Genomic DNA, 22,818 nt, shown 5'->3' on the forward strand with positions numbered 1-22,818 from the left:
ACGAGGGCGACCCTCCGCCTTGCGATTGCACGCACCGGACGCCGCAGGCCCCGCCCTCCGGGCGGACGGCGCTACTTTCGATACACGCCCTAGTCGGTCCGGGACCTCGTGTCACCCGGTTCCGGTCAGGGGCTCGGCCCGGGCGGGCGACGGCGGGTGGGCGCGGTCGTGTGCATCCGTGGCCCGCGCGGGTCCCGGGCCCGGTTGATTCGACCGCGGACGGGGAACGAGCCGTCCCGCGCCGGTGATCTTGTCGTCGAAGCGGCCGGTGGCGGCCCGGCACCTTTCCGTCGGCCATGACCGACGCGGTCCGGGCCCCGGCCGGAGCCCGGGGCTCCGCAACACCGGCGCGGACACGACGGACGGGACGGACACGGACGGGACCGAGGCCCCACCTCGGGCGCTCCGGGCCCCTGCGCCCAGGCACCCCACCCCCGGGCGCCGGGAGGCACGGACCTTCGTCGCGCGAGGCCCCTCCGGGCCGGCGGTCAGGGCGCGCGCAGGGCGTGTACCGCGAGGCGGGCCGCCGTACCGATCGCCGCGTCGGCGGCGGGCTGGCGGGCCGCCGGGCGGGCGGAGCGGGTGAAGACGGCCACCGCGTACCGGCCCCCGTCGGGGTACTCGACCATTCCGGCCTCGTTGCGCAGCGTCGGCAGGGTGCCGGTCTTGCCGTAGACCCGGACGTCGTCGTACGGGAACCCGGACGTGAGCCGGTGCGGCCACACCTGGAGCCCGAGGACCGCGCGCAGTTCCCGCGCCCGCTCGGGCGAGCACGCCTCGTCGCGCCAGAGTGCCGCGAGCAGCCGGGTCATCTCCCGTGGGGTGCTGCGGTTGGCGCGGGCCGGGTCGAGGACCCGCAGCCGGGCCAGGAGCGCCGGATCGGACGCCAGCCGGGCGGTGTCGCCGCCGGAGTCCTCGTCGACGGCCGCGATGAGGTCGCGCATGGTGTGCACCGCGACGGTCCGGCGCAGCCCGAGGGCACGCATGGCGTCGTTGACCTCGGTGAGCCCGACACGGTCGAGGAGCAGGTCGGCCGACGCGTTGTCGCTCACCGTCAGGGCCATCGCGAGCAGGTCGCGCACCGACATCCGTACCGGGCCGCGCAGCATCGACAGCCCGGTGGGGCCGGGGGTGCGGTCGCCCTGGTCCGATTCCACCTGTTCGTCGAGGTCGACGCGCCCCTCGTCGGCGAGCCGCTGCACGGTGACCGCGAGGCACAGTTTGTGGACGCTGGCTGTACTCACCGGGGTGTCCGCGCCGACGGCGACCTGGGCGCCGGTGCCGAGATCGAGCGCGTGCATCCAGCCGGTGACCCCGGCGTCGGTGAACACGGCCCGGATACGGGACCGGACACCGCCCGCACCGCCGCCCGCGCCCCGGTGGGCCGCCTCCGCCGTGTTCATACCGTGTATCCGTAGGCGGGGCCGGGCAGGGCGGTCCGCCGGGCCGCAGCCGTCTCCATCACCGGGACCATTCCTCCTCGTTCGATGAGGACACTCTTCGCCACCTCGGCGAACAGCCGTACCACCGGGTCGTCCTGCCGTCCGCGCAGCCAGGCCGCCGACACCTGTTCCAGCAACGGTTCGCCCTCCACGGGGTGCCACACCGTGCCCGGGGGGAGCTTGCGGTCGCGGGAGGCGAAGGTCACCGCCGTCCCGGACATGACCATGCCGTCCACGAACTCGGGGTCCTGTCCGGCGATCACGGAGCCGGGCTCGAAGCCGTGCCTCCGGCAGACCGCCAGGGTCTCCGCGTGCTGGGCGGGCGCCGAGGGCTGCGGGAACAGCACCAGATCGAGCCCGCCGAGTGAGTCCAGCCGCACCGGAGTACCCGTGCCCCCGTCCGGGCCGGGGCCGTCGGCATCCGTGGCGCCCCCGTCCGGCGGGCGGGGCAGGACCACCCCGTACGGCCGGCACAGCACCTCGCCCAGACCGAGCCCCGCCACATCCACGGGATGCCGCAGCACGCCCGCGTCGAGGGTCCCGGCGCGCAGCTCGGCGAGCTGCACCACGGCCCCCAGTTCGCGCAGGGCGAGCCGTACGCCGGGCGACCGCTCCCGGAACCCGCCGACCAGGGCCGCGACGACGGCGGCGCCCAGCTCGGGCGGCACGGCCGCGCGCAGCACTCCCGCCGCGCCGCTGCGGACCCGCGCGGCCACCCCCAGCAGCGCGTCCGCCTGGGCGATCAGGGGCCGCGCCTCGGCGAGCAGCAGCCGGCCGCCCTCGGTCAGTTCGACGCCCCGGCTGGTCCGGTCGAAGAGGCGCACGCCGAGTTCCCGCTCCAGCCGCTGGATGCGCTGCGAGAGCGACGGCTGGGCTAGACCCAGCCGTGCCGCCGCCCGTCCGAAGTGTCTTTCTTCTGTAACGGCCACGAAGTATCGGACATGCTTGACCAGGTCCACAAGCAGCAATCATAGCCATTTTCATATCGGTCCCCATGGCATAGGACTCTTGGCCCGACCGGGCCATGGCCTGCTGAGGTGACCCCATGTCCGACTACAGCGAACACACCGGCCGCGCGGGTGGCGGCTACAGCCCCGGCACCCCCTCTCCCCGGCGACGGCGGCGTCTGCTTCCCACGGTCGTCGCGCTGCTCCTGCTGTCCGGAGGCGGCGTCACCGCGTGGAGCCTGCTCGGCGAGGACGAGGGCGGTGCCGGGCCCGACGAACGGGCCGCCGCGGTCGACGGCTTCCTCGGCGCCTGGGCCGGGGGCGACGCCGCGCGGGCCGGGCGCCACACCGACGCCCCGGCCGCCGCCAGCGCCCGGCTCACCGCGCTCGCCAAGGACGTGCCCACGCGGAAGGTGTCCTTCGACCGGGGTAAGTCCACCGGCAAGGACACGTACGCCTTCCGCGCCACGTTCCACCTCAAGGGCGGCAGCACCTGGGCGTACGAGTCGTCGGCTCCCGTGGTCCGCAAGGACGGGCGCTGGGTCGTGCGCTGGAGCCCGGCCGTCATGCACCCGCGCCTCACCGACGGGAGCGCTCTCGCCCTGCGCCCGGACACCGACAACCGCGCCGACGTGCAGGCCGCCGACGGCACCCCGCTGGACGGGCTCGCCCCGGCCCTGGTGGGCAGCCCGGGCAAGAGCGGACTCCAGTACCGCTACGACCGGCAGCTCGCCGGAACCCCCGCGGACTCGGTCGCCATCGTCGGCACCACCAGCGGCAGTACCCTCGCCACCCTGCACACCGCCGAGGGCCGCCCGGGCAAGCCCGTCCGTACGACGCTGGATCCCGCGACCCAGCGGGCCGCCGAGGCCGCGCTGCGCGGGCTGAGCAAGAACGCCGCGATCGTGGCCGTCCGGCCGAGCACCGGGGAGATCCTCGCGGCGGCCGACAATCCGCCCACCGGCGAGAACCGTTCCCTGCGGGGGCGGTACGCGGCGGGCTCGGACTTCAAGGTGGTCACCGCCGCCGCGCTCATCGAGGACGGGATACGGGAGGAAACACCGATGCCCTGCCCCCGCTACGAGCGGGTGAACGGCCAGAGCTTCGAGAACCAGGACCTGTTCTTCCTGCCCCCGGGGTCGACCTTCCGGGAGGGATTCGCCCAGTCCTGCAACACCGGCATCATCGCTCTGCGCGACCGGCTGGACGACAACAGCCTGACCGAGGCCGCCGGGTGGTTCGGTATCGGCCGGGAGTGGAACGCGGGCGCGACCACGTACGACGGCTCGGTACCGCCCACCACCAGCGACAACGACAAGGCCGCCGCCATGATCGGCCAGGGCCGGGTGGAGGCGAGCCCGCTGGTGATGGCGTCGGTCGCCGCGACCGTGAAGGACGGCACCTTCCGCCAGCCGGTCCTCGTACCGGCGGCGGTGAAGAACCGCGCGAAGGCCACGGCCCCGCTCCCGGCGGCCACCGCGGCCGAACTGCGGTCCCTGATGCGGGCCGTGGTCACCGAGGGTTCCGGCGAGGCGCTGCGCGGAATGTCCGGCGAGCCGGGCGCCAAGACGGGCACCGCCGAGTACGGCACCGAGTCCCCGCCGCGCACCCACGCCTGGTTCATCGGCTTCCGCGGCGACCTCGCCTTCGCGGTCCTGATCGAGGACGGCGGATCGGGGGGCGCGGACGCGGGTCCGGTGGCCGCCGCGTTCCTCGGCGGAGTGACGGGCAACGGCTGAACCGCCGCCGAACGCGGCCCCGGACCGATCGCACCCTCGCGGGGACGGCGCCGAACGGGCCGGGACCGCGGGCGGGGGTGTTCATGTCTGTTCGACCGGTGCCGTACGCGATGCGGCGATCCGCGGCGGAGGCCGTGGCGCACCGGCCGGCCGGTGACGGAGGCGCCCCGGCGCCCCGGCACGGACGTTCACCACGGGACGGTCACGTCCGTGGGGCGGTCCGCCGTGCTCGCCCGGCGCCCGGGGGACGCGGGAGGAGCCCTGTACCCAGGGAGCCAGTGCCGAGGTCACCGCCGCCGCCAGTGCCGCGTGGCCCGCGTCGTCGGGGTGCAGTCCGTCGGCGAGGTGCCCCGGGCCGAGGACGTCGCGCCCCGGCAGGAGGGCGAGCCACCGGTCGTCGGCCATGGTGGCGCGTACGGCCCGTTCCAGCGCCGTACGCAGCTCGGCGAGCGTGGCGCCCAGCCGGTTCCGGGTGTGCTCGGCGGCCGGGCGGAGAACGGGGGAGACCACCAGGATCGGCGTGCGGGGGTGCCCCTGGCGCACCAGGGCGAGGAACGCCCGCACCGTCTCGTACAGCAGCGGGGGAGTGCTGGGGACACCCGTCCAGCAGTTGGTCCCGAAAGCGAGCGTGAGCAGGTCGGCGGGCAGTGAGGCGAGCTGTTCCGCGATCGCGGGCTCGCCGTGGGCGGAGCCCGCGTACCCCAGATTGACGGTGTCCAGCGCGAGTGAGCGGCCCACTCTGGCGGGCCAGGAGTGCGCCGGGCGCGTGGACCACCATCCTTCGGTGATCGAATCGCCGTGCACGAGCCGGCGCGGCCGGCCGGGGGCCGGGGCGACGGCACCGCCGACCCCGCGCACCCCGAGGAACAGGTGCGCCCGGGACTCCGGTGGATGAACGGTGAACACCCGGGGACTTCCGGTGAGGGATGTGAAGGCGGCCGGGACCGGAAGGCTGACGACCGCTTCCGCCGGCGGCTCGATGAACGTCTCGCCCACGAGCACATCGCCCTGCCAGAGCGCGAAACAGTCCGGCGGTGTGCCGGCGCCCGCCGAGGCGCGATAGCGGAATTCGGCCGCTCGCGCGCCCTCGGCCGTGAACTCCAGCCGTACGCCCACGGGGAGCGCGGCCCGCTCGACGACGTCCCGTGGCAGTCTGCCGAGGTCGGACGGGTCGGCGCGCACCGGCCGGCCGTCGTCGAGCCAGGCCACCCCGCGCAGAAAGGGGAGGGGATCCAGCCAGGTCACGCGAGACCTCCGAACATCGGGAACGCGGGCGCGGACGGATATGCCCGCGGCACCGTGCAGCAGGGCTGACGAAGTGTCAAGACTGTAACGAGTCTTCACAGTTCCCGGTTGTCTGCGCGAAGATTGCGGACCGGTGCCCCGTCGCGTAACTTGACTGCCCCTACCTGAGGGTAATCACCGTCTTTCAGTAGTTGTCCCACTCTGGGGAGACCATGCGCCGGCGAACACGCCGCCCCACGATCCGCGGGCGGATCGTGACTCTGACGGTCATACCCGTCATGGCCCTGCTGGCCCTGTGGACCTTCGCGATGGTGTCGTTCACCGCCGATCTGCGGGCCCTGACGCGCCTGGAGGACGTGTACGGGGACTTCGCCACCCCGATCGACACCGCCGTGGCGCAGATCCAGACCGAACGCCGTGTCTCCGCCCGGTACCTGGGCGCGGGCGCCTCCGCGGAAACCTCCGCGGTCGCCGATCTGACGAGGCAGCATCGGTCGACCGACCGTGCCGTACGGGCCCTGCGCGAGGCCGTCGACGACGACGGTGAGGACCTCTCCTCCCGCGAACGGCGGTCACTGGACGCCATGGACCGCGCCGTCGACGGGCTGGCGGCGCTGCGGGCGAAGGTGAAGGCCCGGGAGATCGGCTGGGACCGGGCGGTCGAGGAGTACACGGCCCTGATCGAGCCGGCCTTCGATGTGCAGTCCGCCCTCACCGTCGTCCGGGTCGGCCGGCTCGCCCGTGAGGCACAGGTCGTCGTCGAACTGGTGCGGGTGCGGGAGTTCGTCTCCCGCGAGGACGCCCTCATCGCCGGGGCGCGCGCCGCCGGGCGGCTCACCGACCGGCAGTACGACACCCTCACCGCGACCATCGAGGACCGGCGGGTCTTCCACCGGACCTACGTCCCCGCCCTGCCCGACGACTCCCGGAAACTGTTCACGGACTTCGAGCGCGGCGCCGAGTACAGCGCGCTGGTCGCCCAGGAGGAAACCCTGCTGCGGGCGGGCGCCGCCGGTGCCGTCGGGGCCATGGGCGCCGAAACCTGGCAGGACACCACCGACCGGGCGGTCCAGCGCTATCTGCTGGAGTGCACGGAGGCGTCCCTGAACGCGGCCGAACGGGGCGGGGACCTCGCCGACAGCGAGATGGCCATGTCCGTGGCCGTGGGCGCGGCGGGGCTGATCGCGGTCGGGCTGTCGGCCTGGTTCTCCGTTGCCAGCGGCCTGCGCATCTCCCGCCGGCTGGAGGAACTGCGCGACTCCGCCGATCTTCTGGCGATCCGTCAGCTCCCCGACGCGATGCAGCGGCTCCGCTCGGGCGAGGAGTTCGACGCGGACGAGGCCGCCCCGCCGCTGGCCTTCGGCGACACCGGGACCCCCGAGGAGCTCGTCCGGATCGGACAGGCCCTCAACGCGGCCCGGTTCGTGGCCGTCGAGGCGGCCGGACAGCAGGCCACCCTGCACCGGGGGGTCTTCGCCGTCCTGCTCAACATCGCCCGGCGCAGCCAGGCGCTGGTGCACCGGCAGTCCAAGATCGTCGACACGCTCGAAGGCCGTACCACCGACCCCGCGGCCCTCGACGACCTGTTCCGCATCGACCATCTGACCACCCGGATGCGGCGGCACGCGGAGGGGCTGATCATTCTCTCCGGCGCGACCCCGGGGCGCCGCTGGCACAAGCCGGTGCCGCTCGCCGACATCGTCTCGGCGGCCGCCGGCGAGATCGAGGACTACGCCCGGGTCGTCGTGCCGCCGATGCCCCCGGTGGGCGTCGCCGCCGCGGCGGTCGCCGATGTGATCCATCTGGTCGCCGAACTCGCCGAGAACGCGGCCACGTACTCGCCCCCGCACACCCAGGTCACCATGCGGACGGGCCGGGTCGGCAACGGCTTCGTGCTGGAGATCGACGACCGGGGGCTGGGGCTGGACGCGGCGGAGCTCGACCGGGCGCAGCGGATCCTCGCCCGCCCGCACGACTTCAATCCGGCCCGGGACGAGCGGCTCGGACTGTATGTGGTGGGGCAGCTCGCGGAACGGCACGGCATCGGGGTCACCCTCACCCGTTCCCCGTACGGCGGAACCACGGCCGTGGTGCTGCTGCCGAACGCGGTGATCGCGACCGCCGGGACCCCCGGGGGCCGCACCGGCGGCGGGACGAAGACGCGGGCGAAGGCGGCCCCGGAACCCGGTCCGGGTGCGGAGCCCGCCGCGGAAGCCGGTACGAGACCGGGTGCGGGAGCCGGTACGAGACCGGGGTCGGGTGCGGAGGCCGGTCAGGGGCCGGGCGCAGGCTCGGGACCCGCGGCGGCGGAGCGGGAGCGGCCCGGGAGCGGGCGCGGTCCGGCCGGGGCAGGTGCCTCCGCCGGCTCCGCGGACCCCGAGGACCGGCTGAGTGCCATGCGGCCCGTGCCCTTCCCTCGCACGCTCACCTCCGTGGAGATGACCCACGAGCGCGCCGCCGAGGAACACGCCCCGGGGCCGGTCCCGCCGATGCCCGCGTCCGCCCCCGCACCGGGGCAGGGACCGGTCCCGGCCGGGCCGCCCGGACCCGCGACGGCCCAAGGGCCGCGTTCCGTCCCGGACCCGCCCGCCGCCGGGCCCGGACCCCGGCCTCCCGCCGGCAGCCGCCCGCCGGGCCGCCTGCCCACACGGGTGCGTCAGGCATCCCTCGCGCCCTCGCTCAGGAACGCGTCCGGGAGCGAGCCGGACGGCCCCGAACGGGAGGTGTCCGCCGAGGAGATGCGCTCCATCTTCGGAGCGTTCCAGCAGGGCCTGGCCCGCGGCCGCCGCGGTGTCGGACTGGGGGAGCGGCCGGAGTCCGCGCAGACCGTGCCGCAATCCCGCACGACGGAGGAAGGGACCGACGACATTGGCTGACGACAGCATTCCCGGCAGCACGCCCGAGAGAGGCCCGGGCGGCGGCTCGCGCGGCGAACGGGAAGACGAGGACGTGGCGGGACTCGGCTGGCTCCTGGACGACCTGGTCGCCCGGACCGGCCATGTGCGCCAAGCGGTGCTGCTCACCGCGGACGGCCTGCCGACCAGTGCGTCCCGGGGCATGGTCAAACGGGACATCGACCACCTCTCCGCCGTCTGCGCGGGCTTCCACAGTCTCGCGAAGGAGGCGGGCGACCGCTTCCACGCGGGCCGGGTGCGCCAGACCATGGTGATGCTCGACAACGCGTTCCTGTTCATCACCCCGGCGGGCGACGGCAGCCGGCTCGCCGTGCTGTCCGACATCGAGACCGACGTCGGACAGCTCGCCCACGAGATGGCGCTCCTGGTCAGGCGGGTGGGTCGGCACATGGGCGTACGGACCCGCTCGGAGGGCGACGAGGACTGACCCCGGCCGCCGGTACACGCCCCGCACCCGCGGGCCCGGCGGAGCCGTCGCCGGTACGACGGCGGTCCCGCGGGCCGCCCGGTACCGGCGGGCGGCCCCGGCCGTGTTCTACTGCGGTGACGGCACCCGCCGCCCCCGACCGGCCACCGCAGAGAAGTGATCCACCCGCAGTGCGACTGAACGACCTCGACGAACGCATCGTCCACGCCCTCGCGGAGGACGCCCGCCGCTCCTACGCCGACATCGGCTCCCTCGTGGGCCTCTCCGCCCCCGCCGTGAAACGGCGGGTGGACCGGCTGCGCGCCGTGGGGGCCATCACCGGCTTCACCGTACGCGTCGATCCGGCCGCGCTCGGCTGGGAGACCGAGGGGTTCATCGAGCTGTACTGCCGCAGCAACACGTCGCCCGAGGCGATCGAGCGCGGGCTCAAGCGCTACCCCGAGGTCGTGTCGGCGTCCACCGTCACCGGGGAGGCCGACGCCGTCGTCCAGGTCTTCGCCTCCGACATGCGCCACTTCGAGCGTGTGCTGGAACGGATCGCGGGCGAGCCCTTCGTGGAGCGCACCAAGTCGGTTCTGGTGCTCTCCCCGCTGCTGCGCCGCTTCTCCTCGGGCTCGCCCGCCTGACCGTTCCGCCGCACCCCGGGCGCGCCGGGCCACGGCCGCCCGTACGACCCCGACCGCGCCCACCCGGCCCGTACGGCCGACCGGTACCGCGTGCCCGTGTCACGTCCGCCCGGCCCCTCCGGCCGGCCCGGCGCCGGTACGACTCCGACGCTTCCCGTACGACCCGGGGCCGGGTCCCGCCGGCCACCGCCCCGCGGTCCCCGATCGCCGGCGGCCGGCGGGCCGGGCGGCTCCCGGCGACCGCCGGTGGCGCCCCCTCCGCACCCGGCGCAATGAATCGCCGCCACGGACGTTGAACGCGCAACAATTCGGCCGTATGCGTGCAACAGTCGCGCCTTGTCCCCGTATGTGCCGCGACCGTACCGTCTGAATCGTCCTTCACCGGGCACTCCGGGACGCCCGCGGCACGCACGGCGGCGCTTCTCCCGCACCCCCGCCGTATCGCCGTTCCGCAAGGAGTCCGTACCCCATGACGTCCACGGTGCCCACCGCCGTCCAGCACACCGACGCGCAGCCGCCGATCACGATGTTCGGTCCGGACTTCCCGTACGCGTACGACGACTTCCTCGCCCACCCCGCGGGGCTCGGGCAGATTCCGGCGACGGAGCACGGCACCGAGGTCGCGGTGGTCGGCGGCGGGCTCTCCGGGCTGGTCGCCGCGTACGAGCTGATGAAGATGGGACTCCGGCCCGTCCTGTACGAGGCGGACCGGATCGGCGGACGGCTGCGGACGGTCGGATTCGACGGCTGCGACCCCGGGCTGAGCGCGGAGATGGGCGCGATGCGCTTTCCGCCCTCGTCCACCGCGCTTCAGCACTACATCGACCTGGTGGGGCTGACGACCCGGCCCTTTCCCAATCCGCTCGCCCCAGGCACCCCGTCGACCGTGGTCGATCTCAAGGGCCGGTCCCACTACGCCGTGACCATCGACGATCTGCCGCAGGTCTACCGCGATGTGATGGAGGCCTGGAACACCTGCCTGGAGGAGGGGGCCGACTTCTCCGACATGAACCGCGCCATGCGCGAGCGGGATGTGCCGCGCATCCGGGAGATCTGGTCGCGGCTGGTGGAGAAGCTCGACGACCAGACCTTCTACGGGTTCCTGTGCGCGTCGGAGTCGTTCCGGTCGTTCCGCCACCGGGAGATCTTCGGGCAGGTCGGCTTCGGTACGGGCGGCTGGGACACCGACTTCCCCAACTCCATCCTGGAGATCCTCCGGGTCGTCTACTCGGAGGCGGACGATCACCACCGGGGCATCGTCGAGGGCAGCCAGCAACTGCCGCTGCGGCTCTGGGAGCGGGAGCCCGCGAAGATCGTGCACTGGGCACGCGGCACCTCGCTCGCCTCCCTCCACGGCGGGGAGCCCCGGCCGGCCGTCACGCGGATGAGCCGCACGGCGGGCAACCGGATCACCGTCACGGACGCGACCGGGAACATCCGTACGTACAAGGCCGCCGTCTTCACCGCGCAGTCCTGGATGCTGCTGTCCCAGATCGCCTGTGACGACGCCCTCTTCCCGATCGACCACTGGACCGCGATCGAGCGCACCCACTACATGGAGTCCTCCAAGCTGTTCGTCCCGGTCGACCGGCCGTTCTGGCTGGACGAGGCCGTCGACGACCGGGGGAATCCGACCGGGCGGGACGTCATGTCGATGACGCTGACGGACCGGATGACCCGGGGCACGTACCTCCTGGACAACGGCCCCGGCAGGCCGGCCGTCATCTGCCTCTCGTACACCTGGTGCGACGACAGCCTGAAGTGGCTGCCGCTGTCGGCGAACGAGCGGATGGAGGTCATGTTGACGTCACTCGGCGAGATCTATCCGCATGTCGACATCCGAAGCCACATCATCGGCAGCCCGGTGACGGTGTCCTGGGAGAACGAGCCGTACTTCATGGGCGCGTTCAAGGCGAACCTGCCCGGCCACTACCGCTATCAGCGCAGGCTGTTCACGCACTTCATGCAGGGGACGCTGCCCGAGGAGAAGCGCGGCATCTTCCTGGCGGGCGACGACATCTCCTGGACGGCGGGCTGGGCCGAGGGCGCCGTGCAGACCGCGCTCAACGCGGTGTGGGGAGTGATGAACCACCTCGGTGGTACGACCGATCCGGGCAACCCGGGGCCGGGTGACGTGTACGAAGGGATCGCGCCCGTCGAACTGCCGGACGACTGACGGGCGCGGGCGGGCCGGGGCCGCATGCGGCGGCCCCGGGGGTGGTGGCCGCCCATGGCTTCCCGGGAGGCCGGTGCGCGGACGGCCGGTGGCGGGCCGGGCTCAGGCCCAGGGGGTGAGTAGACAGCGCCCGACCAGGCCGACGGCCCTGTCCAGCCCTTCGGTGAACTCCCCGGCCAGATCGGGGAGCCGGCGCACGTTCCAGAGCAGCCTGGCCGCCGACCACGCGCCGTCGCGGGCCCGGTCCAGGCTCCAGGAGCCCAGCAGATGGGTGAGCGGACCGGCGGTCTCCAGCAGATCGGGACCGGGCATCAGATCCTCGCGGACGCGCTCCTCCATGACCGTGAGGATCTCGCCCACCCGGTCGAACTCGTCCTCCAGATCGGCGGGTTCACACCCGAGCGCCTCGCAGGAGTCCACCACCGCGAGCGCCAGGTCGTGTCCGATATGGGCGTTGATCCCGGCGAGAGCGAACTGGATCGTCCGTACGCCGGGGTGGCGCCGGTACCGGAAGAGCGGACGCCAGCAGGCAGGCGGCCGTGCGCCCGACTCGGCCCGTTCGACGGCCGTCAGATAGCGGCGGGCGAAGAGGACGCCGAGCGTCACGGCCGCCCCGCGGTCGGGGAACTCGCCCGCGTCGATCCGCCGGCCGACCTCCTCGGTCACCGCCAGGTAGACGCGGTTGAAGACGGCGACGCCGTCCTCGGAGGGCCAGCGGGAGCGGAACTCCCGCATCCGCCCGACCGGTTCCGTCACGCCGGCTGTCACGAACTGCTCCGTATGGGCCATGCGGCCAGCGTCCCAGCGGACCGGGCACCCGGGCGGGGACCGGGCGTGACGTCCCCGGAACGGGGGACGGACTACCGCCCGGAGGCGGACCCCTTGTCCCCTTCCGCACCGGACGCGGAATCCGGTCCCGGGCGCGGTCCGGTCGCGGGACCGGAGGAGTCGGCGGTTGGGGTGTCGGTGCCGACGCTCGCCGAGTCGTACGTCGAGGTGCCCGCGTCCAGCAGCGGTTCGGCCGTCTTCATGTGCGCCGGGGCGAACGCCCGCAGCACGTGGTACCCGGTGATCACCACGATGGTCCCGAGTGCGATCCCGCTCAGCTCGAAATTGTCCGTGACCTTCAGGCTGACCCCGCCGACACCGATGATGATGCCCGCGGCCGCCGGAACGAGGTTGAGCGGATTGCGCAGATCCACCTTGGCGTTGATCCAGATCTGCGCGCCGAGCAGTCCGATCATCCCGTACAGGATCACGGTGATGCCGCCGAGCACACCCCCGGGGATCGCCGCGACGATCGCGCCGAACTTGGGGCAGAGGCCGAAGAGGAGCGCGAAGCCCGCCGCGGCCCAGTACGCGGCCGTGGAGTAGACCCGGGTGGCGGCCATGACACCGATGTTCTCGGAGTACGTGGTGTTCGGCGGCCCGCCCACGGCGGTGGAGAGCATCGACGCGGCGCCGTCGGCGGCGATCGCGGTGCCGAGCTTGTCGTCGAGGGGCTCCCCGGTCATCTCGCCGACGGCTTTGACGTGTCCGGCGTTCTCCGCGATCAGCGCGATGACGACCGGGAGGGCGACCAGGATCGCGGACCACTCGAAGCTCGGGGCGTGGAACGACGGCAGCCCGATCCAGTCGGCCCGGCCGACCGCCGAGAGGTCGAGCCGCCAGTGGTCCACGGCCTCCGCACCGCCCGCGGGGGAGTGGATTCTTCCGAAGACCCGGTCGAGCACCCAGGAGAGCGCGTAACCGAAGACCAGGCCCAGGAAGATCGCGATACGGGAGAGGAAGCCGCGCAGACAGACGACGGCGAGCCCGGTGAACAGCATCACGAGCAGAGCCGTCCACTGGTCCTGCGGCCAGTAAGTACTGGCCGTCACGGGTGCGAGGTTGAAGCCGATCAGCATCACGACCGCGCCCGTCACGATCGGCGGCATCGCGGCATGGATGATCCGGGCGCCGAAGCGCTGGACCGCGAGCCCCGCGAGGAAGAGGGCGGCGCCGACGACGAGGACCGCGCCCGTGACGCTGGCGCTGTCGCCCCCGCTCGCCCGGATCGTGGCGGCGACACCCACGAAGGACAGCGAGCAGCCGAGGTAGCTGGGGACCTTGCCCCGGGTGGCCAGCAGGAAGATCATCGTCGCGACACCGGACATCATGATCGCGAGGTTGGGGTCGAGCCCCATCAGCACCGGGGCGACGAACGACGCCCCGAACATCGCCACCACATGCTGGGCGCCGAGTCCCGCCGTCCGGGGCCAGGAGAGCCGTTCGTCGGGGCGTACGACGGCGCCGGGAGCGGGGGTCCGCCCATCGCCGTGCAGGGTCCAGCGCACGCCGAGGTTCACGGGCGGCTCCACTTCTCCAGGGTTCCGGCAGATGCCGGCTGTTCGATGACCGGGCGCAATCGTAATGGGGCCTTCCGCTTGGGGTCGCGCCGAGGTCCTCGCCACCGCCCGTCGTGCGGGGAGCGGGCCCGCCCGGACCCGGCGTCCCGCCGGAAGGGTCAGGGACGCGGTTCCGTGGCGGGACTCTCCTGCGAAGCCGCGCGGACACCGTCCCGCCCGGCCGAGCGCAGCACCCCCGCGCACAGGACCAGGCCGAAGGCCAGCGCCGTCACCAGCCCGAACGACACCACCAGGCTCGTCGCGTCGGCGACCGCGCCGATCGCCGAGGGCGCGATCAGGCTGGAGGTGTAGGTGATGGTGGCGACGCCCGCGATGGCCTGGCTCGGTCGCGGGCCGTTGCGCCCGGCCGCGGCGAAGGCCAGGGGGACGACCACGGCGACCCCGAGCCCGAGGCAGCCGAATCCGGTCATCGCCAGCGCGGGATGGGGCGCGAGGACGACCATCAGTCCGCCCGCCGTCGCCAGCACACCGCCCACCCGGACCGTACGCACCGGCCCGAAGCGGTCCACGATCCGGTCGCCCGCGAGCCGTGCCACCGCCATCGTCAGCGCGAAGGCCGTGGTGGAGGCCGCGGCCAGGCCCGGCGATGTGTCGAGGACGTCCCGCAGATAGACCGCCGACCAGTCCAGGCTCGCGCCCTCCGCGAAGACCGCGCAGAACCCGACCGCCCCGATGATCACCGCGGACTTGGGCGGCAGCGTGAACCGGGGCGGCGGCTCCTCGTCGGGTGAGCCGCGCAGATCCAGTACGCCCTGACAGGCGATCAGCCCGAGTGCGGTCAGGACCGCCGCCGCGACGGCGTGGTGCACCCGGGCGTCGCTGCCGAGATGGGCGGCCAGGGTGCCGCCCGCCGAGCCGATGAGGGCGCCCGCGCTCCACATGCCGTGCAGGCTGGACATGATCGAGCGGTCGAGCCGGTTCTCGACCTCCACACCGAGGGCGTTCATCGCCACGTCCGACATCCCGGACGTCGCCCCGTACACGAACAGGGCCGTACAGAGCGTCACCAGGTTCGGGGCGAGCGCGGGCAGGGTCAGGGACAGGGTCCACAGGGTGAGCAGTCCGCGCAGGGCGTTGCGCGCGCCGAAGCGATGGCTGATCGCGCCCGCCAGCGGCATGGCCACGGACGCGCCCAGTGCGGGGAAGGCCAGCGCGAGCCCGAGCTGTCCGGCACCGACCCCGGCGTGGTCCTGGATCCAGGGGATACGGGTGGCGAAGCTGCCGGTCACGGCTCCGTGCACACAGAAGACCGCGGCCACGGCGAACCGTGCTCTCACCAACTGTCGCGGTCCGGCGTGTCCTTCGTCAGCCATATCGGTGCCCCTCCTGAGCCGATTCGGGTTCGAGTAAACTATCAGGAACCCTGCCTGATAGTTAACCCCCGAAGCAGGACCGACCGCTGATCTGGAAGGATTCCGGCATGCCCGCATCCCCGAGCACCGCCCGGGTCATCAACGACCGGTCCGCCCTTCGGCTGCTCCAGAGCGAGGGCCCGTTGACGGCGGCGCAGCTGAAGACCATGACCGGACTCTCCCGGCCGACGGTCGCCGATCTGGTGGAGCGGCTCCAGGGCTCCGGGCTGATCCGGGTCGTCGGCGAGACGGGCGCGGAGCGGCGGGGGCCCAACGCGCGGGTGTACGGAATCGTCGCCGACCGCGCGCATCTCGCGGCCCTCGACGTACGCACCCAGGGTGTCTCGCTGGTGGTCGCCGATCTGCTGGGGGTCACTCTCGCCGAGGCCGCCCTGCCCATCGGCCGGGACACCGGGACGGAGCCCGCGGTCGAGCGGGCGGCGGCCCTGCTGGAGCGGACCGCGCGCGAGGCGGGGGCGCCCCGGCTGCACAGCGTCGGCATCGGCGTACCGGGCCTGATCGACCCGGTCACCGGCGAACTCCGGGACTCCGGCGGGCTGCCCGCGTGGCACCGCCGTCTGGTCGCCGCGCTCCAGCAGCGGCTGCCGGCGCGGATCGTCCTGGAGAACGAGACCAATCTCGCGGCCGTCGCCGAACAGCGCACGGGCGCGGCCCGGGACCGTGACACCTTCGTCCTCCTGTGGCTGGGCCTGGGAGTGGGCGCGGCGCTCTTCCTCGACGGGCGGCTGCGCAGGGGCGCGTCGGGCGGTGCGGGCGAGATCGGCTTCCTCCCGGTACCCGGCACCGGGGGGCTGCCCTCCGCCTCCGACTGCGGCGGCGGCTTCCACTCGCTCGCGGGCTCCGCGGCGATCTGCGCGCTCGCCGCGGAGCACGGTCTGGAGGTGCCCGGCGCTCCGGGACCCGCGGCGGCGGCCGCGGTCGCCGCCGCGGTGACGTCGGGCCATGACGCGTTCCTGGACGCCCTCGCCCGGCGCCTCGCCCTGGGGGCGGCCGCGGTCGCCTCCGTCGTCGACCCCGGCTGTGTCGTCCTCGGCGGCGAGACCGGCCACGCGGGCGGCCCCGAACTGGCCGCCAGGGTCGAGTCGTTCCTGTCCGGGCTCACCCCCCTGCCGACCACGGTCCGCGCGGGCGAACTGGGCGGCGGCGCGGTCCTCCGGGGCGCGCTCCTGCGTGCCCGCGACACGGCCCAGGAGGACCTCTTCGGCCCGGGCGGCTGAGCGGCCGCCGCCGGCTCCCCGGCCATGGCCCGGCACGCGGGTTCCTGCCGCCGGGGAGGTCCGCCGCAGGCGGCCGTGCACCGCCGACCGCCGCGTACGGTCGTCCGGGTGGTGCCGTCTGCCGCGTACGGCCGGCTCGGACCGGCGCACCCCAGAGCTCGGACCGGCGCGGACCTAGGCGTGTACCGCGGACCGGTTGCCCATGGACCGGTGCGTACGTCCGCCCGGCGCGTACCTCTCGCCTGCTCACAACCCGCAACCCCCGCTTGCGGGGCCCCGGTTCGTGTGACGCGGGTGCGCCGGTCAGGGGAGCCGGCGGCCGAGGAACTCCTCGAACGTCACGCGTCCCACCGCGTGCCCCGGTGTCAGATGCCCCCCGGCGCGGAACCGCGCGTACGCCTTCCCGGCGAGGCGGACCGGCACGACCGTGCGCCGACGGCCCGACGCGCGCAGATACACCTCGGCCAGCTCACGCAGCGGGCGGACCTCGGGACCGCCCATGTCGGGCACCCGGCCCCCGGGCGGGCCGGCGGCCAACTGCGCCAGCCGGTCGGCGACTTCGGCCGTGTCGACGGGCTGGACGCTCACGCCCGACGGCACCGGCAGCACCAGGGGCAGCCGGGCCGCGCCCGAGAGCACCTGGAGCACCAGATCGTGGAACTGGGTGGTCCGCAGCACCGTCCACCCGGGGCCCTGGGACTCGCCCGCCCGCTCGATCAGGCGCTCGACCCGGTGCTTCACTCGGTAGTAGCCGAGCGGTACCCGGTCGACGCCGACGATCGAGATGTACACCAGATGCCCGACCCCGGCCGTGCGCGCCGCGGCCAGCAGGTTCTCCACCGCCTTCTCGTCGCCTCCGCGCGGGCTGGAGGCGCAGTGGACGATCGTGTCCACGCCCTCGACGGCCGCGCCGAGTCCCGTACCGTCGCGCAGATCGACGGCGTACGGCGGCGAGTGCCGGCTGAGCACCCGGACCTCGTGCCCGAGGGCCCGCAGCCGGTCGCACACCGGTCTGCCGAGCGTTCCCGTACCACCCGTCACCAGAACCAAGGCCATGGCATCAGGGTGCCAGAGGCCCAGAAGCCCGGCGAGGGCAGGCCCCGGAGGCGTGGAAGCCCGGCGACGGCAAGGGCCGGGACTCCGCCGCCGGGCGTCCGCATCCCGCGCGCGAGCGGAGATGCCGCCGAGACTAAAAGGACTAGACCATTGCGTCAATAGGGATGTGCCCTCCCGCAGCGCGGAGGCACATGCCCGCAATCCCGCCGGATTACCTGTGAGTCAGCCCACAGTCGCCCGCTCATCGGGCTTCCGGCTGTACATGGCACACTGTCCCTGTATTCAGCAGCAGCGCACTCCGGGGTCGGTGAAATTCCGAACCGGCGGTTACAGTCCGCGACCCGACCGCAGCCGGCGGCCGGTTGACCAGGTGAGATTCCTGGACCGACGGTTAAAGTCCGGAAGGGAGGCAGTGCGCGGCGGGCGGCCCTTTCCGGCACGCCGGCCGTAGGCGGAGCGGATCGTTCCTCGATGGGCGTCCCGCGAGCCCCGCGGCCCGAGCGCGAGCCGTACGGTGTTGTCCCGCTCTCTGTCGTCATCGACAGGCCCCGGAGTCCGTGCCCGAAGAGGCAGGAGGACCCGGTGGCCACCGCAGCCGACATCACCGCCATGCGCCGAGCGATCGCGCTCGCCGCCCGCGGCCTCGGCTCCACCAGCCCCAACCCGGTCGTCGGATGCGTCATCACGGACGCGTCGGGACGGACCGCGGGCGAGGGGTACCACCGGCGCGCGGGCGGCCCGCACGCCGAGATCAACGCCCTGCGCGCGGCGGGCGGACGAGCCCGCGGCGGCACCGCGTACGTCACCCTCGAACCCTGCAACCACACCGGACGCACCGGGCCCTGCGCCCAGGCGCTGATCGACGCCGGAATCAGCCGTGTCGTGTACGCGGTCGGCGACCCGGACCCGCGGGCCACCGGTGGTGCGAAGACCCTGCGCGCCGCCGGTGTCGAGGTCGATCCCGGTCCGCTCGCGGCCGAAGCCGAGGAGGGCAACAGCGCCTGGCTCACCGCCGTGCGCACCGGCCGCCCCCATGTCCTGTGGAAGTACGCCGCCACCCTCGACGGCCGGATCGCCGCCCAGGACCGCACCAGCCGCTGGATCACCTCGCCCGAGTCCCGCGCCGACGTCCACCGGCTGCGCGCCGAGGCGGACGCCGTCGTCGTCGGCTCCGGCACACTGCGGGCGGACGACCCGCATCTCGCCGTGCGCGGCATCGAGGGTGTCACCCAGCCCCTGCGGGTGGTCCTCGACACCCGTGCGACCGTCCGGCCCACCGCCCGGGTCCTGGACTCGGCCGCACCGACCCTGATCGCCGTCGGCGAGAGCGCCGACACCGGCCATCTGCCGGGCGCCGACGTGGTCAGACTCCCCGCCGACGAGCGGGGGCTCTCCGTCCCCGCCCTCCTCGCGGAGCTGTACGGCCGGGGCGTGCGCTCCGTACTCCTCGAAGGCGGCCCGACCCTCGCCGGGGCCTTCGTCGCCGCGGGCGCGGTCGACAAGGTCGTCGGCTATCTCGCCCCCGTACTCCTCGGCGCCGGTCCGGCCGCCCTCGCCGGTGCCGGAATCACCACGATCGGCGAAGCGTTGCGGCTCGACATGACCGAGACCGCCCGCATCGGACCGGATCTGCGCGTCACCGCCGTCCCCGCAACCGCACCCAAGGAGCGCTGAGTGTTCACCGGAATCGTCGAAGAACTGGGTGAGGTCACGGCCGTCGAGAACCTCGGCGACGCCTCCCGCTTCCGACTGCGCGGCCCCCTCGTCACCGAGGGCGCCGGCCACGGCGACTCGATCGCCGTCAACGGCGTCTGTCTCACCGTCGTCGAGACCGCCGACGGCGAGTTCACCGCCGATGTGATGGCCGAGACCCTCAAGCGCTCCAGCCTCGGGGCGCTCACCGAGGGCTCCCGCGTCAATCTGGAACGGCCCATGGCCGTCGGCGGACGCCTCGGCGGGCACATCGTCCAGGGACATGTCGACTCCGTCGGCACGGTCCTCGGCCGCACCCCGTCGGAGAACTGGGAGATCGTGAAGATCTCCCTCCCCGCCGGGCTCGCCCGCTACGTCGTCGAGAAGGGCTCCATCACCGTCGACGGCGTCAGCCTCACCGTCGTGGACGCGGCCGCCGACCACTTCACCGTCAGCCTCATCCCCACCACCCTCGCGCTGACCACGCTCGGCATCAAGCAGCCCGGCGACCCCGTCAATCTGGAGGTCGACGTCATCGCCAAGTACGTCGAGCGGCTGCTCGGGGACCGGGCCGGGGCAGCGGACCGGTGAGCGGGATCTCCTGGCTGAACTCCGAGGCGTTCACGGCCTTCGGACAGCACATCAAGTGGTCCGACATGATCGGCAACATCGTCGGACTGATCGCCCTCGCGCTCGGCTGGCGGCGATCCGTGTGGACCTGGCCCGTCCAACTCGTCGCCGGCGCGATCCTCGTCGCCGCCTATGCGTCCGCCCAGCTCACCGGTGGTGTGGGCAAGCAGTTCCTGGTGATCGCGGTGGCCGTGTGGGGCTGGCACCAGTGGACCCGCGGGCGGCGCCACGCCCAGGACGGCTCCGTCGCCGTCCGGTTCGCCACCTGGAGGGAACGCGGCGTCCTCGCCGCGGGCGCGATCGCCGGAACGCTCGCCGTGGGCGGGCTGTTCACGCTCTACCCGTCCCTGTCGTGGAGCCCCTGGGCCGACGCGTACATCTTCGTCGGCACCCTCGTCGCGATGATCGCCCAGGCGCGCGGCCTCATCGAGTTCTGGTTCGCCTGGCTGCTCGTCGACCTCGTCGGCGTGCCCCTCGCCTTCAGCAGCGGCCTGGCCTTCTCCGGCCTGGTCTACGTGGTCTACTTCGCGTTCGTCCTGTGGGGCATGCGCGACTGGTGGCTGCGCTCCCGAACCCCCGCTCTGGAAGGAGCACCGGCATGACCACCCACCCGTCACTGCACGAGACACCCCGCGCCGCCCCCCGGACGCCCACCTGGTACTCCACCGACAACGCCGAGGACTTCGCCCTCGACCCCGTCGAGCACGCCGTCCGGGACATCGCCGCGGGCCGGCCCGTGGTGGTCGTCGACGACGAGGACCGGGAGAACGAGGGCGACCTCGTGATGGCCGCCGAGAAGGCCACCCCCGAGATCGTCGCCTTCATGATGACCGAGTGCCGCGGCCTGATCTGCGCGCCCATGGAGAGCGACGAGCTGGACCGGCTCGACCTGCCGCAGATGGTCGAGCGCAACACCGAGTCCATGCAGACCGCGTTCACCGTCTCCGTGGACGCCGCGCCCTCCTACGGCGTCACCACCGGCATCTCCGCCTCCGACCGCGCCACCACCCTCCGGCTGCTCGCGACGGGCCGGGCCGAGCCGTCCGACTTCGTGCGCCCCGGCCACGTCTTCCCGCTGCGCGCCAAGCCCGGCGGAGTGCTGACGCGCAACGGCCACACCGAGGCCGCCGTCGACCTGGCCCGGCTCGCGGGGCTCCGCCCCGCCGGTGTGGTCGTGGAGATCGCGGGCGAGGACGGGGTGATGCTGCGGCTGCCCGAGCTGATCCCGTTCGCCCGCAAGCACGGACTGACGATCATCTCCATCGAGGACCTGATCGCCTACCGGCGCTCGTCCGAACCGACCGTCCGGCGCGAGGCCGAGGTCAATCTGCCCACCGCCTTCGGGCAGTTCACCGCCTACGGCTACCGCTCCGCCATCGACGGCGTCGAGCACGTCGCCCTCGTCCACGGCGAGATCGGCGACGGCGAGGACGTGCTCGTACGAGTCCACTCCGAGTGCCTGACCGGTGATGTCTTCCACTCGCTGCGCTGCGACTGCGGCCCCCAGCTGGAGGCGTCCATGCGGCACATCACCGACAAGGGCCGCGGAGTCGTCGTCTATCTGCGCGGCCACGAGGGCCGCGGTATCGGTCTGCTGTCCAAGCTGCGCGCGTACGAACTCCAGGAGCGCGGCCGGGACACCCTCGACGCCAATCTCGAACTCGGTCTGCCCGCCGACGCCCGCGACTACGCGGCCGGCGCCCAGATCCTCACCGACCTCGGGGTGCGCGGCCTGCGGCTGATGACCAACAACCCCGACAAGATCAGCGCGCTCGTGCGGCACGGCCTGACCGTCCACGGCCGTGAGCCGATGCCGGTCCAGGCCGATGAGCACAATCTGCGGTACCTGCGGACCAAGCGCGACCGGATGGGGCATGACCTGCCCTGGCTCGACCCCGCGGGCGTGTCCGCCTGCGGCAACCAGTGACCCGGTCCGGGAACCGGCGCCACCGCCGTTGTCCGGCGGCCCGGCAGCCGTCGACCGGGAACGGCAGCCGGTGACCACCGACGGCACCCCCACCGCCGGACGGCCGGCGACCATCATCACCAACAGAGGAGAAGTGTGAGCGGCAAGGGCGCACCAGAACTGTCCGTACGCAACTGCGGAGACCTCCGCGTCGCCGTCATCGCGGCGCAGTGGCACGAGAAGGTCATGGACGGACTCGTCGACGGCGCCCTGCGCGCCCTGCGGGAACTCGGCATCGACGAGCCGACCCTGCTGAGAGTCCCCGGCAGCTTCGAACTTCCCGTCGTCGCCAAGGCCCTCGCCGGCCGCGGCTACCACGCGATCGTCGCCCTCGGCGTCGTCATCCGCGGCGGCACGCCACACTTCGACTACGTGTGCCAGGGCGTCACCCAGGGCCTCACCCAGGTGTCCGTGGACACCGGCGTACCCGTCGGCTTCGGCGTGCTGACCTGCGACACCGAGGAGCAGGCACTGGACCGCGCCGGGATCGAGGGGTCCAGCGAGGACAAGGGGCACGAGGCCGTCACCGCGGCCGTCGCCACCGCCGCCACCCTGCGTTCCTTCAGCGAACCCTGGCGCTGAACGGACCCCCGCACCCCGTACCCTGAGACCATCATGGCGAACACGACCCGCAAAAGTTTCGAAGAGCTCTTCGCCGAGCTCCAGCTCAAGGCGAAGACCGGCGACCCGGCCACCTCCCGCACCGCCGAGCTGGTGGATCAGGGCGTCCACGCCATCGGCAAGAAGGTCGTCGAGGAGGCCGCCGAGGTGTGGATGGCCGCCGAGTACGAGGGCAAGGAAGCCGCCGCCGAGGAGATCTCGCAGCTGCTGTACCACGTCCAGGTGATGATGGTCGCGCGCGGGATCTCCCTCGACGACGTCTACGCCCACCTCTGACCCTCCCCGCCCCAGCCGTTCCCGTACGCCGCGTACCACCGCCCCACCCGTACCTCACGTAA

At 73.3% G+C, this 22,818-nt stretch carries 19 protein-coding genes and 1 riboswitch; of the genes, 12 read left to right on the forward strand and 7 right to left on the reverse strand.

Translation table 11 applies throughout. The features are described from left to right. Nucleotides 1–488: 488 nt before the first annotated feature. Nucleotides 489–1,403, reverse strand: coding sequence for a serine hydrolase (locus ACFYT4_RS33375; protein ID WP_389277728.1), 915 nt, complete (start codon nt 1,401–1,403; stop codon nt 489–491). Next, nucleotides 1,400–2,401, reverse strand: a complete 1,002-nt coding sequence (locus ACFYT4_RS33380; RefSeq protein ID WP_389277806.1) for a LysR family transcriptional regulator — start codon at nt 2,399–2,401, stop codon at nt 1,400–1,402. The genes ACFYT4_RS33375 and ACFYT4_RS33380 overlap by 4 nt, the downstream gene beginning before the upstream one ends. 86 nt (nt 2,402–2,487) lie before the next feature. Here ACFYT4_RS33380 and ACFYT4_RS33385 point away from each other — a divergent pair, with 86 nt between their 5' ends. After that, nucleotides 2,488–4,128, forward strand: coding sequence for a penicillin-binding transpeptidase domain-containing protein (locus ACFYT4_RS33385; RefSeq protein ID WP_389277731.1), 1,641 nt, complete (start codon nt 2,488–2,490; stop codon nt 4,126–4,128). An 81-nt stretch (nt 4,129–4,209) separates the two neighbouring features. On the opposite strand, the gene ACFYT4_RS33390 is transcribed toward ACFYT4_RS33385, so the two are convergent. Next, the gene (locus ACFYT4_RS33390; protein WP_389277734.1) at nt 4,210–5,373 is read right to left on the reverse strand and encodes a GDSL-type esterase/lipase family protein; all 1,164 of its coding nucleotides are present in this window, start codon (nt 5,371–5,373) and stop codon (nt 4,210–4,212) included. A 254-nt stretch (nt 5,374–5,627) separates the two neighbouring features. Here ACFYT4_RS33390 and ACFYT4_RS33395 point away from each other — a divergent pair, with 254 nt between their 5' ends. The 4 genes from ACFYT4_RS33395 (at nt 5,628) to ACFYT4_RS33410 (ending at nt 11,517) form a co-directional block, all read left to right on the forward strand. Beyond that, nucleotides 5,628–8,249, forward strand: a complete 2,622-nt coding sequence (locus ACFYT4_RS33395; protein WP_389277737.1) for a nitrate- and nitrite sensing domain-containing protein — start codon at nt 5,628–5,630, stop codon at nt 8,247–8,249. A 73-nt stretch (nt 8,250–8,322) separates the two neighbouring features. Then, nucleotides 8,323–8,715, forward strand: coding sequence for a roadblock/LC7 domain-containing protein (locus ACFYT4_RS33400; protein WP_389277809.1), 393 nt, complete (start codon nt 8,323–8,325; stop codon nt 8,713–8,715). A gap of 170 nt (nt 8,716–8,885) precedes the next feature. Further along, nucleotides 8,886–9,341, forward strand: a complete 456-nt coding sequence (locus ACFYT4_RS33405; RefSeq protein ID WP_389277740.1) for an Lrp/AsnC family transcriptional regulator — start codon at nt 8,886–8,888, stop codon at nt 9,339–9,341. A gap of 469 nt (nt 9,342–9,810) precedes the next feature. Continuing rightward, nucleotides 9,811–11,517 carry a flavin monoamine oxidase family protein gene (locus ACFYT4_RS33410; protein ID WP_389277743.1) on the forward strand — a complete coding sequence of 569 codons (1,707 nt, stop codon included), beginning with the start codon at nt 9,811–9,813 and terminating at the stop codon, nt 11,515–11,517. Between the two features lie 102 nt (nt 11,518–11,619). Here ACFYT4_RS33410 and ACFYT4_RS33415 read toward each other — a convergent pair whose 3' ends face one another. The 3 genes from ACFYT4_RS33415 to ACFYT4_RS33425 form a co-directional block, all read right to left on the reverse strand. Then, nucleotides 11,620–12,306 carry a DUF5995 family protein gene (locus ACFYT4_RS33415; RefSeq protein WP_389277746.1) on the reverse strand — a complete coding sequence of 229 codons (687 nt, stop codon included), beginning with the start codon at nt 12,304–12,306 and terminating at the stop codon, nt 11,620–11,622. Nucleotides 12,307–12,377: 71 nt separating this feature from the next. Next, nucleotides 12,378–13,865, reverse strand: a complete 1,488-nt coding sequence (locus ACFYT4_RS33420; protein WP_389277749.1) for a uracil-xanthine permease family protein — start codon at nt 13,863–13,865, stop codon at nt 12,378–12,380. Between the two features lie 158 nt (nt 13,866–14,023). Further along, entirely contained in the window at nt 14,024–15,238 is a 1,215-nt protein-coding gene (locus ACFYT4_RS33425; RefSeq protein ID WP_389277752.1) for an MFS transporter, read from the reverse strand. A 107-nt stretch (nt 15,239–15,345) separates the two neighbouring features. On the opposite strand from ACFYT4_RS33425, the gene ACFYT4_RS33430 reads away from it, so the two are divergent. Continuing rightward, nucleotides 15,346–16,515 (forward strand): ROK family protein, encoded by a 1,170-nt coding sequence (locus tag ACFYT4_RS33430; RefSeq protein ID WP_389277755.1) that lies wholly within the window; start codon nt 15,346–15,348, stop codon nt 16,513–16,515. 303 nt (nt 16,516–16,818) lie between these two features. On the opposite strand, the gene ACFYT4_RS33435 is transcribed toward ACFYT4_RS33430, so the two are convergent. Continuing rightward, nucleotides 16,819–17,571: an SDR family oxidoreductase gene (locus ACFYT4_RS33435; protein WP_389277758.1), complete on the reverse strand. Its 753-nt coding sequence runs from the start codon at nt 17,569–17,571 to the stop codon at nt 16,819–16,821. Between the two features lie 289 nt (nt 17,572–17,860). Next, nucleotides 17,861–17,991: riboswitch (FMN riboswitch) on the forward strand. 162 nt (nt 17,992–18,153) lie between these two features. Here ACFYT4_RS33435 and ribD point away from each other — a divergent pair. The 6 genes from ribD (at nt 18,154) to ACFYT4_RS33465 (ending at nt 22,756) form a co-directional block, all read left to right on the forward strand. Then, nucleotides 18,154–19,245: a bifunctional diaminohydroxyphosphoribosylaminopyrimidine deaminase/5-amino-6-(5-phosphoribosylamino)uracil reductase RibD gene (gene ribD / locus ACFYT4_RS33440; protein ID WP_389277761.1), complete on the forward strand. Its 1,092-nt coding sequence runs from the start codon at nt 18,154–18,156 to the stop codon at nt 19,243–19,245. Beyond that, nucleotides 19,246–19,854, forward strand: coding sequence for a riboflavin synthase (locus ACFYT4_RS33445; protein WP_389277764.1), 609 nt, complete (start codon nt 19,246–19,248; stop codon nt 19,852–19,854). Further along, nucleotides 19,851–20,495, forward strand: coding sequence for a nicotinamide riboside transporter PnuC (locus ACFYT4_RS33450; RefSeq protein ID WP_389277767.1), 645 nt, complete (start codon nt 19,851–19,853; stop codon nt 20,493–20,495). Before ACFYT4_RS33445 ends, ACFYT4_RS33450 begins: the two co-directional genes overlap by 4 nt. Then, a complete protein-coding gene (locus tag ACFYT4_RS33455) occupies nt 20,492–21,820 on the forward strand; it encodes a bifunctional 3,4-dihydroxy-2-butanone-4-phosphate synthase/GTP cyclohydrolase II (RefSeq protein WP_389277770.1) in 1,329 nt (442 codons plus the stop codon). The genes ACFYT4_RS33450 and ACFYT4_RS33455 overlap by 4 nt, the downstream gene beginning before the upstream one ends. A gap of 135 nt (nt 21,821–21,955) precedes the next feature. Further along, nucleotides 21,956–22,441, forward strand: coding sequence for a 6,7-dimethyl-8-ribityllumazine synthase (gene ribH / locus ACFYT4_RS33460; protein ID WP_389277773.1), 486 nt, complete (start codon nt 21,956–21,958; stop codon nt 22,439–22,441). A gap of 33 nt (nt 22,442–22,474) precedes the next feature. Continuing rightward, nucleotides 22,475–22,756: a phosphoribosyl-ATP diphosphatase gene (locus ACFYT4_RS33465; RefSeq protein ID WP_389277776.1), complete on the forward strand. Its 282-nt coding sequence runs from the start codon at nt 22,475–22,477 to the stop codon at nt 22,754–22,756. Nucleotides 22,757–22,818 lie beyond the last annotated feature (62 nt).

The sequence above is a fragment of the Streptomyces sp. NPDC004609 genome, from assembly GCF_042873655.1.
Classification (GTDB): Bacteria; Actinomycetota; Actinomycetes; order Streptomycetales; family Streptomycetaceae; genus Streptomyces.